10 protein-coding genes and 1 pseudogene are annotated in these 13,537 nt (G+C 73.5%); 9 read left to right on the forward strand and 2 right to left on the reverse strand.

The features are described from left to right. Positions 1–272: 272 nt before the first annotated feature. Positions 273–887 carry a TetR/AcrR family transcriptional regulator gene (locus LNW73_RS03685; protein ID WP_250988877.1) on the reverse strand — a complete coding sequence of 205 codons (615 nt, stop codon included), beginning with the start codon at positions 885–887 and terminating at the stop codon, positions 273–275. 393 nt (positions 888–1,280) lie between these two features. Between LNW73_RS03685 and LNW73_RS03690 the strand changes: the two genes are divergently transcribed. The 7 genes and pseudogenes from LNW73_RS03690 (at position 1,281) to LNW73_RS03720 (ending at position 8,811) form a co-directional block, all read left to right on the forward strand. Continuing rightward, positions 1,281–3,386, forward strand: coding sequence for an acetate--CoA ligase family protein (locus LNW73_RS03690; protein WP_250988878.1), 2,106 nt, complete (start codon positions 1,281–1,283; stop codon positions 3,384–3,386). Next, positions 3,383–4,189 (forward strand): SDR family oxidoreductase, encoded by an 807-nt coding sequence (locus tag LNW73_RS03695; RefSeq protein ID WP_250988879.1) that lies wholly within the window; start codon positions 3,383–3,385, stop codon positions 4,187–4,189. Before LNW73_RS03690 ends, LNW73_RS03695 begins: the two co-directional genes overlap by 4 nt. Next, a pseudogene (locus LNW73_RS03700) lies at positions 4,186–4,959 on the forward strand (thiamine pyrophosphate-binding protein); the annotation flags it as partial. The gene LNW73_RS03695 and the pseudogene LNW73_RS03700, both read left to right, overlap by 4 nt. A gap of 68 nt (positions 4,960–5,027) precedes the next feature. After that, the gene (locus LNW73_RS36255) at positions 5,028–5,780 is read left to right on the forward strand and encodes a thiamine pyrophosphate-dependent enzyme (RefSeq protein WP_250988880.1); all 753 of its coding nucleotides are present in this window, start codon (positions 5,028–5,030) and stop codon (positions 5,778–5,780) included. Positions 5,781–5,856: 76 nt separating this feature from the next. Continuing rightward, a complete protein-coding gene (locus LNW73_RS03710) occupies positions 5,857–7,014 on the forward strand; it encodes an acyl-CoA dehydrogenase family protein (RefSeq protein WP_250988881.1) in 1,158 nt (385 codons plus the stop codon). A gap of 82 nt (positions 7,015–7,096) precedes the next feature. Then, positions 7,097–8,182, forward strand: a complete 1,086-nt coding sequence (locus LNW73_RS03715) for an S-(hydroxymethyl)mycothiol dehydrogenase (protein WP_250988882.1) — start codon at positions 7,097–7,099, stop codon at positions 8,180–8,182. Continuing rightward, positions 8,179–8,811, forward strand: a complete 633-nt coding sequence (locus LNW73_RS03720; RefSeq protein ID WP_250988883.1) for an MBL fold metallo-hydrolase — start codon at positions 8,179–8,181, stop codon at positions 8,809–8,811. Before LNW73_RS03715 ends, LNW73_RS03720 begins: the two co-directional genes overlap by 4 nt. A gap of 111 nt (positions 8,812–8,922) precedes the next feature. On the opposite strand, the gene LNW73_RS03725 is transcribed toward LNW73_RS03720, so the two are convergent. Beyond that, positions 8,923–9,351, reverse strand: coding sequence for an ATP-binding protein (locus LNW73_RS03725; protein WP_250988884.1), 429 nt, complete (start codon positions 9,349–9,351; stop codon positions 8,923–8,925). Positions 9,352–9,742: 391 nt separating this feature from the next. Here LNW73_RS03725 and LNW73_RS03730 point away from each other — a divergent pair, with 391 nt between their 5' ends. Further along, positions 9,743–10,549, forward strand: coding sequence for a DeoR/GlpR family DNA-binding transcription regulator (locus tag LNW73_RS03730; RefSeq protein WP_250988885.1), 807 nt, complete (start codon positions 9,743–9,745; stop codon positions 10,547–10,549). A 98-nt stretch (positions 10,550–10,647) separates the two neighbouring features. Continuing rightward, positions 10,648–13,536, forward strand: a complete 2,889-nt coding sequence (locus tag LNW73_RS35860; RefSeq protein WP_285390542.1) for a helix-turn-helix transcriptional regulator — start codon at positions 10,648–10,650, stop codon at positions 13,534–13,536. Position 13,537 lies beyond the last annotated feature (1 nt).

Below are 13,537 nucleotides of genomic sequence, written 5' to 3' on the forward strand. Positions count from 1 at the left end.
ATGAGCCTCTCGACGCGGAGCTCGGCGTCGCGCGTCCGGCAGGTGGCCGGAGGGGAGGCGACGACGGAAGAGCTCGGGAACCACTCTCGGTGGTCGGATCAGCGCCCGGCGGACCGCGTGCGGCGGCCCGGAGAAGGGGTCGATACTGAACGACGATGCAGTAGCGGCTTCGCGCCTGTCAAGGGCCGGAGTCGGTTCACCCGCTGCCGGCGCGGGACCGCGGACCGCACGGACACGGCCGCGGGAGCACGGACTCCGCGGCATCCGGCCGGTCAGCCGCGCTCCAGCGCGGCCGCCCGCAGCCCCAGCTCGCGGGCGATGATCTGGCGTGCCCAGGCGGCGGTCTGCTCGCGGTCACGGGTCTCGCGGTGGACCACGGTCTGCACCGCGACCCCGTCCAGCAGGGCGGTGATCCGCCACGCGGCGCCGCTCGGGTCGTCCGCCGTGAACTCCCCCAGGTCCACCCCCTCCTGGATGATCGCGGTCAGCGCCTCCTTCCAGCGCAGGTCCAGCTCCCTGCCGACGGTGCGCATGGCGGGTTCGCGCAGCGCCGCGGCCCAGCCCTCGATCCACAGCGTCCACCCCTTGGCGCCCTTGGTCGGCGCGTACCAGTCGAGCGCTGTGGTCAGGCGGTCCAGTGCGGTGGCGGAGCCGGCGGTCAGCTGGGCGAGGCGGTCCAGGTCCCGCTGCACCGCCCAGGTGAAGGCCGCGCCGATGAGCGCCTCCTTGGTGCGGAAGTGGTAGATCACCAGCGCCGGGCTGACGGCGAGGTCACCGGCCACGTCGGAGATCCGCAGCGGGTGGATGCCCTGCTTCTCGATCTGGGCGACGGTGGCGCGGAGGATCTCCCCGCGCCGCAGGCCTGCGTCCTTACGGTTTCGGGTCACCCCCCGAGCGTAGGCCACCCCGGCCGGCCCGGAGGGCCCCCGGCAGCACCGTCCCGCCGGCTCCGCCATCGCCGTCATGTACTGACGCATCAGTCAGTAAAATCGCACGGAAGGCATTGACAAAGCCTCGTTGGCCGACGCAGGCTACCGAGTATTCAACTGTACGGCTGGTCAGTAAGAGCCGGTCGGCAAGCCCGTGACCGGTCGGCCCGGACACCAGGACCGCACTCGTCGCCCCGGGTACGGCATCCGGGCCGGCCCACGGACCGCACCGGCCCGATCCGCGGCCGCCGCACCCCGCCGGAGACCCACCCCACCGGACACCCGCCTCGCCGGCACGCGGCCGGTCGGGACCCCCACCCGCCCTCTTCACCCAGAGGAGATGCCACCACGATGTCTGAGATCCCCCGCTCCCCCGGAACCCGGGACAGCGGCCTCGCCGTCTTCCGCGACCCGGCCTCCGTGGCCGTCGTCGGGGCTTCGGCCAACCCGGCCAAGTGGGGGTACTGGCTGGCCCGCGGCGCCCTCACGGGCCGCGACCGGCGTGTCGTGCACCTGGTCACCCGCGGCGGCGGCGAGATCCTCGGACACCCCACCGCCGCCTCACTGGACGACCTGCCCGGCGTACCCGAACTCGTCGCCTTCTGCGTTCCCGCCTCCGAGGTGCCCGGCGTGGTCGGCCAGGCCCTCGCCCTCGGGGTGCGCGGGCTGCTGGGCATCACCACCGGAGTGCCCGACGAGCCCGCGCTCGCCGCCCGGGTCGCCGCCGCCGGCGCCCGGATGATCGGGCCCGGCAGCCTCGGGCTGTACGACGCCGAGTCCTCCCTCCAGATCGCCTGGGGCGACTTCCCGCCCGGCCAGCTGGCCGTGGTCTCCCAGAGCGGTCAGGTGGGCAGCGAGATCGCCCTGCTCGCCCAACGGGCCGGCCTCGGCATCTCCCGCTTCGTCTCCGTGGGCAGTCAGCTCGACGTCAGCACGGCCGACCTGCTGGAGGACCTCGTCGACCACCCCGTGACCCGCGCCGTCGGCGTCTACCTCGAAAGCTTCCAGCACGGCCGGCGGATCTTCGACGCGATAGGGGCCCTGCGCGCCGCGGGCAAGCCCGTCATCCTGCTCGCCGTCGGCAGCAGCGACGCCGGCGCCCGCGCCGCCCGCTCCCACACCAGCGCCCTCACCTCCCCGATGGAACTCGTCGACGCCGCCTGCCGGGCCGCCGGCGCGCTGCGGGTGGGAACCCCGTCCGCCCTGGTCGACGTTGCCGCCTGTCTGCTGGGGGGCGGCCTGCCGGCCGGGCCCCGGGTCGGGATCGTCAGCGACAGCGGTGGACAGGGCGCGCTCGCGGCGGACCGCGCGAGCCGCCGTGGCATCCGGGTACCGGAGCTGAGCGCACCGCTGGCCGCCGAGCTCGCCGCCTTCCTGCCCGCAGGAGCCGCCACCGCCAACCCCGTCGACCTGGCGGGCGCGGGCGAACGGGACCTCGGCACGTACCGCGAGGCGACCGTCGGGCTGCTCCGGTCGGGAGAGGTCGACAGCGTCCTGCTGTCCGGGTATTTCGGCCGGTACGGCCTCGACAGCCCGGCGCTCGCCGAGGCCGAGCAGCGCGTCGCCGCCGAACTGGCCGAAGCCGCCCGCGCGAGTGGCCGGCCGCTGCTGCTGCACTCCATGGGCGCCGACGGCGACACGACCCGCGTCCTGCGCGACGCCGGGGTTCCCGTCTTCCCCACCGTCGACGCCGCCACCGACGCGCTCGCCGGCGCGGTCGCGCTGCGGGCACACCCCGGCCGGCCCCTCGCCGCCGCCGAGGAGTCCGTCGCACCGCCGGCGGGCGCCGGATACTGGCCGGCCCGCGCCCTGCTGCGCGGCGCGGGCATCGCCTTCCCGGCGGCACGCCAGGTCGCCGACGCCCGGCAGGTCGCCGACGCCGCGCGGGAACTCCGTGCGCCCTACGTCCTCAAGGCCGGCTGGCTGGAGCACAAGAGCGAGGCCGGCGGCGTGCGCACCGGCCTCACGGACGGGCCGGGCGCGGTCCTGGCCTTCACCGATATGCACGCCCGGCTCGGCGACGGACCGTACGTACTGGAGGAACAGGACGTGCGGCCCGGCGTGATCGAGGTGATCGTCGGCGGACGGCGCGACGCCCACCTCGGGGCGATGGTCACTCTCGGCGCCGGTGGCACCGAGGCCGAACTGCACCGCGACACCGTCACCGAATGCGCGCCCGTGGACCGGGAACAGGCGCACGCGATGCTCCGCGCCCTGCGCTGCGCGCCACTCCTCGCCGGGTGGCGCGGGCGGCCGGCGGTGGACACCGAATCCCTGGCCGCCGCCGTGGTCGCGGTGTCCCGCCTGGTCGCACGGCTGTCCGGCGACGGCACCGAACTGGAGATCAATCCCCTGCGCGCCGGTGCCGACGGTGCGATCGCCGTCGACGCGCTGCTCGTCACGCGCCGGGACGACCACGCCCCCGACACCGACCCCGACACCCAGGGAGAGTCATGACCTACCACGTACAGCCCGACGAGTTCAGCGGCCGGGTGGCCCTGGTCACCGGGGGCGGATCGGGCATCGGCCGGGCCGTGGCCCGGCGTTGGGCGGCCGGCGGCGGGCAGGTGACGGTCCTCGGCCGGCGCGAGGACGCGCTGCTGGGCACCGTCGAGCTCATCGAGGCGGCCGGTGGAACGGCCGACGCGGTGTCGTGCGACGTACGCGACGCTGCCGCCGTGGACGCCGCCGTGGACGAAGTGGCCGCACGGCACGGCCGCCTCGACGCTCTGGTGAACAACGCCGCGGGCAACTTCGTCCTGCCGGGCGAGCACCTGTCGCCGAACGGCTGGAAGGCGGTCATCGACATCGTCCTCAACGGAACCTTCCACTGCACCCGGGCCGCCGCCCGGCACATGCTGCCGCAGGGCAGCGGCGCGATCCTCAACGTCATCGCCAGCTATGCCTGGCACGGACACCCGGGCACCGTGCACAGCGCCGCCGCCAAGGCGGGCGTGCTCGCCATGACGCGGACGCTGGCGGTGGAGTGGGCGCCGCGCGGCGTCCGCCTCAACTGCATCGCCCCCGGCCCCACCGAGACCGAGGGCGCCGCGGCCGCGCTGTGGCCGACCGCGGCCGCCCGGGAACGCGTGCTCGGCAGCGTCCCGGCCGCCCGGTTCGCCACCCCGGAGGAGGTGGCCGAGTCCGCGGCGTTCCTCATCGGCGACCGCGCCGCCTACATCACGGGCGACGTGCTCGTCGTCGACGGCGGCCAGTGGCTCGGCAAGTCCGTCTACACTAGCGAAGAGTCCAGCGCATGACCGCCACCGTGACCGGTGGCGAAGCGCTCGTCGCCGCCCTGGAGGTCCATGGCGCCGAGACGGTCTTCGGTATCCCCGGGACTCACAACCTGCCGGTCTACGCCGCTCTCGCCCGGCACGGCATCCGGCATGTCTCGCCCCGCCACGAACAGGGCGGCGCCTTCGCCGCGGACGGCTGGGCCCGTGCCGGCGGGCAGCCCGGCGTCTGCCTCACCACGACCGGCCCGGCCCTGCTCAACGCCGCGACGGCGGCCGCCCAGGCGTACTCCGACTCGGTACCCGTGCTCCTCGTCTCCCCCGGCCTGCCGCTGCGCCACCCCGGCCGCGGCAACGGTTACCTGCACGAGGTCAAGGACCAGCGCGCCGCGATGGACGCCGTCGTCGCGTACAGCCACCGTGTCACCAGCGTGGCGGAGATCCCGCTGGCCGTGGCTCAGGCGTACGCCGCGATGACGACCGGCCGGCCGCGGCCGGTACATCTGGAGATCCCGCTCGACCTGCTCGACGAACAAGGTCCGCTCCAGCTCGTCGCGCCGGTCCCGGTGCCGCCGGCCGCCCCGGCCGCCGAACAGGCGGCGGCGGCCGCACGGGTGCTCGGCGCGGCCCTGCGGCCCGTGATCATCGCGGGCGGTGGGTGCAGCGGAGCGGCCGCCGAACTCCTCGAAGTGGCCGAACGGCTCGGCGCTCCCGTCGTCACCACCGCGAACGGCAAGGGCGTTTTCGGCGACGGACACCCGCTCGCCATGGGTGCCGGGCTGCATCACGAGGCGGTGCGCGCCCTCGTCGCCGACAGCGACGCGGTCCTCGCCGTCGGCACCGAACTCGCCCCCGCCGACCTGTGGAACGGCCCCTCGACCTCAACGGGCCGCTGGTGCGCATCGACATCGACGTGCGGTCCGTCATCACCAACGCCCGGCCGGACGTCGCCCTCGTCGCCGACGCCGCCCTCGCCCTGCGGGCGATCGCCGACCGGCTGCGGCCCGCGGCGCAACCCGGGCCGGGGCACGACCGTGCCGCCGCCGCCCGTACCGCGTTCGCCGCCCAGGCGCGCGCCGAGGGAGCGGACTACCTCGGACTCACCGCGGCCCTCGCCCAGGCGCTCGGGCACGACGGATTCCTCGTCGGGGACTCCGCCATGGCCTGCTACTACGGCGCACTGTCGAACCTGCCCGCCCACCACCCCCGGTCGTTCCTCTACCCGACCGGCCTGGGCACCCTCGGCTACGCGCTGCCGGCCGCCATCGGGGCCAAGCTCGCCCGCCCCGACGCACCGGTGGTCGCGCTGCACGGGGACGGCGGGGTCATGTTCACCATCCAGGAACTCGCCTCGGCGGCCCAGTTGCGCATCCCGCTGCCCGTGGTGGTCGTGGACAACGGCGGCTACGGCGAGATCCGCAACGAGATGACCGCCCGCGAGGACCCCGTCCACGCCGTCGACCTGCCCGGCCCCGACTTCCCCGCCATCGCGCGGGCCATGGGCTGCCACGGGGTACGGGTCGACGGATCCGCCGCGCTCGCCCGGTCCCTGGAGTCCGCGCTCGCCGCCGACCGCCCCACCCTCATCCACCTGCCCGAAGACGCCGCCCGATGAGACCCGGCGGGCTCAACGGCACCCCGAGCCCGCCGACCGCCGGCCCACGGCCCCACCCCAGCACCGGAGGAAGACCATGAACACCCTCGACGAACCGTGGCCGCTCACCGACGAACAGCGGGCCGTCGTCCGGTTGTGCCGTGACTTCGCCCGCAACGAGATCCGCCCGCGGGGCCGCGAGGTCGACGAGGCCGACGTCGTCACCCCCGTCGACATCTGGCGCAAGGCCGCCGAGGTCGGGATCACCGACTTCATGCTGCCCGCGGAGCTCGGCGGCGGCGGGTTCACCGACGTGTTCACCCAGTGCCTCGTGCAGGAAGAGCTCTGCTTCGGCGATCCCGGCATCGGCAACCTGATGTGTTCCAACGGCTTCTTCGCGGACCCCGTCCTGGAGCTGGGCACCGAGGAGCAGAAGCAGCGCTGGCTCGGCCCGCTCACCGGCCCGGACGCGCCGATGACGGCGCTCGCCGTCACCGAGCCCGGCTCGGGCTCCGACGCCGCGTCCATCAGGACCACCGCCCGGCGCGTCGACGGCGGATACGTCCTGAACGGCCAGAAGGCGTGGATCTCCAACGCCGGAGCGGCCCGGTTCTACGTCGTCTTCGCCAAGACCGACCCGTCCCAGCGGTCCCGGGGCGTCACCGCCTTTCTCGTGGAGGCCGGCACCGAGGGGTTCAGCACCGGCGAGCCGATGCGGAAGATGGGGCAGCGCGCGATCGTCTGCCGGGAGCTGTACTTCTCCGACGTCTTCGTGCCCGAGGCGAACCGGCTCGGCGACGAGGGCCAGGGCTTCCACGGCCTGATGCGGACCTTCGACATCTCCCGCATCGTGCTGGGCGCGGCCTCCGTGGGCGCGGCGCGGGCCGCGTACGAATACGCCCGGGACTACGCCCGGACCCGCAGCCAGTTCGACAAGCCCGTCATCGAGCACCAGGCCGTCGCGTTCCGGCTGGCCGACATGGCGAACCGGATCGAGGGGTCGCGGCTGCTGGTGCTGCGCGCCGCACGGGCCGTGGACAGCGGAGCGGACGTGACCGGCCTGGCCGCCATGGCCAAGCTGACCGCCTCGTCGACCGCGATGTTCTGCGCCTGGGCCGCCGTCCAGACCCTCGGCGGTTGGGGCTACTCCCGCGAGTTCCCGGTGGAACAGTGGATGCGGGACGCCAAACTCGAGGAGATCGAAGAAGGAACGTCGGACATCATGCGCCTGGTGATCTCGCGTCACCTCCCCTGACGCCGCTGAGCACTCGCAGCGGGGGATGGTGAACCCGCGCAAGGAACGGCACAAGAACCGCACCATGAGAAAGGCCCCGCACATGGCACAAGAGGTACGCGGCGTGATCGCCCGGACGAAGGGCGCGCCCGTCGAGTTGGAGACGATCGTGGTGCCGGACCCGGGCCCCGGTGAAGCCGTGGTGAAGATCCGGTCCTGCGGGGTCTGCCACACCGACCTGCACTACCGCGAGGGCGGGATCAACGACGCGTTCCCGTTCCTCCTCGGGCACGAGGCGGCCGGCACCGTCGAGTCCGTGGGCGAGGGCGTGACGGAGGTGGCCCCCGGTGACTTCGTGGTGCTCAACTGGCGGGCCGTCTGCGGCCGGTGCCGCGCCTGTCGGCGCGGCCGTCCCTGGTACTGCTTCGACACCCACAACGCGAAGCAGCGCATGACGCTGACGGACGGCACCGAGCTGTCTCCGGCCCTCGGCATCGGCGCCTTCGCCGAGAAGACACTGGTCGCGGCCGGCCAGTGCACCAAGGTCGACCCGGCCGCCTCCCCGGCCGCAGCCGGTCTGCTCGGCTGCGGCGTGATGGCGGGCATCGGTGCCGCCATCAACACCGGCGGGGTCGGCCGCGGCGACTCGGTCGCCGTGATCGGCTGCGGCGGCGTCGGCATGGCGGCCGTCGCCGGGTCGGCGCTGGCCGGCGCGGCAGTCGTCATCGCCGTCGACATCGACGACCGCAAGTTGCAGACCGCGCGCCGGCTCGGCGCCACCCACACCGTCAACTCCCGTTCGCGGGAACCCGTGGAGGCGATCCGCGCGCTCACCGGGGGACACGGCGCCGACGTCGTCATCGAGGCCGTCGGCAGGCCGGAGACGTACAAGCAGGCGTTCTACGCCCGTGACCTGGCCGGGACCGTGGTCCTCGTCGGAGTTCCGACCCCCGAGATGCGCATCGACCTGCCGCTGCAGGACGTGTTCGGGCGCGGCGGAGCGCTGAAGTCCTCCTGGTACGGCGACTGCCTGCCGTCCCGCGACTTCCCGATGCTGATCGACCTGTACCAGCAGGGACGCCTGGACCTGGACGCGTTCGTCACCGAGACCATCGAGCTGGACGGGGTCGAGGAGGCGTTCGCGCGGATGCGCGGAGGCGACGTGCTCCGATCGGTGGTGCTGCTGTGACCGGGATCCGCATCGACCATCTGATCACCTCCGGGACCTTCTCGCTGGACGGCGGCACCTGGGACGTCGACAACAACGTGTGGATCGTGGGCGACGACCACGAGGTCGTCGTCATCGACGCGGCGCACGACGCCGACGCGATCGCCGAGGCGGTGGGCGGCCGCAGGGTGACCGCCATCGTGTGCACCCACGCCCACGACGACCACTGCAACGCCGCTCCCGCCCTGGCCGAGCGGACCGGGGCGCCGATCCTGCTGCACCCGGACGACCGGGCGCTCTGGCACATGACTCACCCCGACCGGAAGCCGGACGGTGAACTGACCGACGGGCAGGTCCTGCACGTCGCCGGTACCGGTCTGACGGTGCTCCACACACCCGGGCACGCACCCGGCGCCGTGTGCCTGTACGCACCGGACCTGGAAACGGTCTTCACGGGAGACACCCTCTTCCGGGGCGGCCCCGGGGCGACCGGCCGGTCGTTCTCCGACTTCCCGACGATCATCGAGTCGGTCCGGGACAAGCTGCTCACCCTGCCGCCGTCGACCACGGTCCGGACCGGCCACGGAGGCAGCACCACCATCGGCGACGAGACACCGCACCTGCCGGAATGGATCGCCCGCGGGCACTGAGCCGTGCCGCGGAGCCCCCGGGCCGGGCATCAACGGCGGCCCGGGGCTTACCCCCTGACAAGGCCGATGCCCGCGGCCGGCGGTCCGCGGGGTCCCCGGGGTCATGAGTCATCATCCGGTGGTCAGGCACGCCCAGCGGGTGGTGCCCCGGGTGCCGTGGGCTTCGCTCACGGCGGCGATGAGGGACAGCCCTCGCCCGTGTTCGTCGTCATCGCGGGGCGCGGCCGGCAAGCCCGCGCGGGGAGCCGGTCCGCCGTCGGTGGCCTCGATCCAGATCCGGTGCGCGGCGGGATCGTGGCGCAGGTGCAGCGTCAGAGGCGGCAGCGCGTGTTCGATCGCGTTGGTCACCAATTCGGAGATGGCCAGCAGCGCCACGTGAACGGTCTCCTCGCCGAGGTGCAGGTCGCGAAGGAACCGGCCGCTGATCCGCCGGGCGTCACCCGCGGACTCGGGGCGGTGGTCGAGCTGCCACGTTCCATGGTCGGCGAGCAGGCGTGTGGGTCGGCCGCCGGCACGGCGAGTCGGTCGACGGTGACGCATATGGCGAATCCCATCCGAACAGCACGGGGGTGACCCTGAAGTCCTTCCACCTTCCGGTCTACACCGATACGCCGTAGCAAACCCCAGGGAATTACCCTAAATCCGGCCACCTGGCCGGCGCGAGGTCCGTCAGCCGGGGCAGCAGCTCGCCGGTGGTCAAGGCGCACCGCGCATTCGGACTGCCGAACCTTCCAAATGAACAAAATCGCTGCACACTATGCGGCCGATCCATTCGATATATCCAATTTGCCCCGGGACGGCGACGTGCCGGGGCAATTTCGGTGGCTATTTTTGTGCACCGGCGTCCGCGTACGGAATCCGTTCGGGCAGCCGAAGGCAAATGCGCCTTGCGTTCATTTCAGAAGTCACTGAGCAATGGTTGGAGGAGTGGATGGCGGCCGTCTCCCCCTGGCCCACCGCCGCGCAGCAGTCCCGCCGGGTGAGTGCGATCCTGGCGCGCCTGGCATCGGCGGGTTCGGTCAGCATCGGGGCGATCGCTACCGAACTGGGGGTGTCCAGCGCGACGATCAGGCGCGATCTGACCGCGCTGGAGGAACAGAACCTGCTCACGCGCACCCACGGTGGAGCCGTCGCCAGGGAGGGCGCGGCGGAACTTCCGGTGCGCTACCGCGCCGGCCAGGGGCAGCAGCAGAAGCAGGCGATCGCGCGGGCCGCGATGCGCGGACTGCCGGCCGGCCCCTACGTGGTCGCGGTGAACGGCGGGACCACGACGCGCGAGGTCGCGCGGCTGCTGGCGAGCCGCACCGAGCTGACGGTGGTCACGAACGCGCTGAACATCGCCATGGAACTCGCGATGCGTCCGCGGGTGCGACTGGTCGTCACCGGCGGCCGCGCCCGCAACCGTTCCTGCGAACTCGTCGGCCCCTGGGCCGAACGCACGCTCGGGAGCATCAACATCGGCACGGCCTTCATCGGCGTGGACGGCATCAGCGCACGGAACGGGGTGTCCACCCATGACGAGGTCGAGGCGCGTATCAACGCGATCATGATCGAACGCTCCCGCCGGGTGGTGGTCGTCGCCGACGGCACCAAGATCGGCCGCAACCTCCTCGCGCACGTCGTTCCGGTCTCCGCCGTCGACGAACTGATCACCGACTCCGGCGCGGACGCCACCGAACTCGCCGCCATCCGGGCGCGGAACGTCACCGTCACCATCGCCGACACCCCGGTGCGCTGAACGCGACGGTGCCCGAGCACTCTCGAGCGGCGGTGATGATCGTGGCGGGCGTATTCTTCAAGGGTGACAGGGGCGCGGCCACACGAAAGGTCCGCACTATGGGTGTCCCGCAATCCAGCGCCGGGCCCCCCGCTCCGTCCGCGAGCCAGTCCGAATTCCTCGGGCGTCGCACGGCGCTCCGCCGTCTGCGGGCCGCCGCGGCCGACGCGCGGGAGGGTGCGCCCTCCCTGCTCGTCCTTCAGGGGATGCCGGGCGTCGGCAAGACCACTCTGCTCCGCCACTTTCTCGCGGAGTCCACCGATTTCTCCTCGATGACGGCCTCAGCGGTCGCGGAGGAGCGGAACCAGCCCTTCGCCCTGCTGGACCGGCTCACCGCCAGGGTCGACCAGAGCGCCGGTGTCTCCCGCTCCCCCGGACCCCCCTCCCGGGCCCCGGCGGACCGCGCTCCGGCGGACCGCACCCCGCTGACCGCCGGGGCCGACATCCTGCGGCTGATCGACGACGAACGCCGTCACGGACCCCTCGCGGTGATCGTCGACGACGCGGACTGGGCCGATCCGATGTCGGTGCGGTCCCTGGCCTTCGCCCTGCGGCGCCTGTGGCGGGACCGGGTGCTCACCCTCATCGCGGTGCGCAACTGGCCGCCGGACTGGGACGAGTCGGCGGTGCAGGCGCTGGAGGGGGTACAGCCCTTCAGCCGTCTGACCCTGGGAGGGTTCTCCGGAGCCGACATCGCGCGGATGGCGGTCGCCGTCCGGGGCCGTCCCCTGTCACCCGACGCGTGCGAACGCCTGCTCACCCGCACCCAGGGGCACCCCCTCTACGTACGGACCCTGCTGGCGGAGCTTCCCCCGAGCTGGGAGGACGGTCCCGTCGACGCCTTCCCGATGCCCGCGGACCTGTCGGCGGCGGTGCTGCGCCAGGTGACGGCCCTCCCGCCCACGGGCCGGCAGCTCGTCGAGGCGCTCTCCGTCCTGGACGGCGCCACGCCGCTGCGCCTGCTGGCCTCGGTCGCCGGGGTGCGGGACGCCGCGACCGCGTTGGACGGCCCGGTCCGAGCGGGCCTCCTCGACCGGCCGGCGGACCCGGTCGACCCGGCCGGCCCGGTCGCGTTCCGGCACGCCCTGCAGAGGGAGGCGGTACGCCTCTCCCTCGCTCCGGCCCTCCGACGGCGACTGCACCTCGCCGCGGCCGGTGTACTGGACCCGCAGGCGGCCCTGGTGCACCAGGTCGCGGCGGCGGACAGCCCCGACCCGGCGCTGGCCGAACGCCTGCGGGAGCTGAGCGTCCGGGAGGCCGGCGAGAGCCGGCTGGTGGCGGCTGCCACGCACCTCCTGTGGGCGGCCCAGGTGGCGGGTGCGGACCAGGAGGGCGAGGAGTTCCTGTTCCGCGCGGTGCGGCTCCTCTTCTGGGCCGGCATGGACGCCGAGCTCCTCCGCCACCGCGCCGAGGTGCTGGAGAGCCGCCCGTCGCCGCTCCGGGACGAGTCCCGGGCGCTGCTGGAGTTCGCCCTGGGCCGTCCGGTGCGAGCCCGCCCGCTGCTGATCCGGGCGCGGAACGGCCTGCCGCCGGACGCGCGGGCCGGGGACCGGGTCGCGATCGACACCGAACTCGCGGCGGTCGGCGCACTGATCGGCGACGGGGCCGAGACCGAGCGCACGGCGCGGGCGGCCCTCGACGCGGCGGCCGCCCTGCCCGCCCTTGCACCCGGCCGGCCGCGGCCCGACGCGTACGGCACCGGCATGCCGCCTGGTCTGACGGGAACGGCCGGCGGGTTCGCTGCCTACGGGCGGGCCCTGACGTCGGGCGCGGCAGCCGGTCTCACCACGCTCGCGTTCCTTCCCGAACGACCTGACGAGGTACCCGAGGAGGAGTTGCCCGGACTGGTGTACCGCGGGATTCTGCGGGGTGCCGCGGGGCGGTTCGCCGAGTGCGAGGCCGACCTGACCACCGCGATCGCCCGCGCGCGGCCGGACAGCGTGCGGATCCTCGGGCTCAGCAGCCGTATCCACCTGTGCATCTGCCATTTCCTGTCGGGAAACTGGGCGCGGGCGGCACGCGACGCGGAGATCGGCCTGACCATGGTGGAGGCCCGTGGGCGCAGCTACGACCGGGCGCTGCTCTACTCGCTGGCCTCCAACGTGGCGGCCGCCCAGGGGGAATGGCGGAACGCCGAGCGGGATCTCGACCGCGGGGTCGAGGAGGCCCGGGGCCTGGACTACGAGGGGCCGTACTTCCACCTCTCCGTGGCGCGCGCCGCACTGGCCCGCTGCCGGGGTGACCACGACGGCGCGCTCGACGCGCTGCGCCGCATCACGACCGGATCCGCGTACGCCGAACGCTCCCGGCTGTTCTCCGCCTGGTGGCAGCCCCTCCACGTGGAGGCTCTCGTCAACTGCGGACGGCCGGCGGAGGCACGGCGGGCATTGGCGCTGCTGATCCCGGATCCCGCGTCGGTCGATCCCCGGAACGGTGCGCTGACCGTCGCGCGGGCCTGGCTGGGCGGGCGGATCCAGCAGGCGGAGGGCGACCTGCCGGGCGCCCTGGCGTGCTACTCCGCCGTCCCGCCCCCGGCCGGTGACCGGCAGGACGCTCCGCTGTACACGGCCCTGTTGCGGCAGAGCCACGGCTCCTGCCTGGCGGCCGCCGGCGAGACGGAACAGGCGGTCGCGCAACTGCGCTCGGCCGAACGGATCCTCGCCGCGCTGGGTGCCGCCCCCTTCCTCGACCGGTGCCGGGCCGACCTCGCCGCACTCGGCGGTACCGCGCGCGAGGACGGCACGGCACTGGACGATCTCAGCGCCCGCGAGCGCGAGGTGGCACGGCTCGTCGGACGCGGACACACCAATCGCGAAATAGCCGCCGCCCTTTTCCTCAGTGCGAAGACGATCGAATACCATCTGCGAAACGTATTCGCGAAAACGCGCGTGAATAACCGCAGGGAATTGCGCGACCTGGTTCAGGACGCCCCCTGGGAGAATGACTGAC

Origin of the sequence: Streptomyces sp. RKAG337, from assembly GCF_023701715.1 — a bacterium.
GTDB lineage: Bacteria > Actinomycetota > Actinomycetes > Streptomycetales > Streptomycetaceae > Actinacidiphila.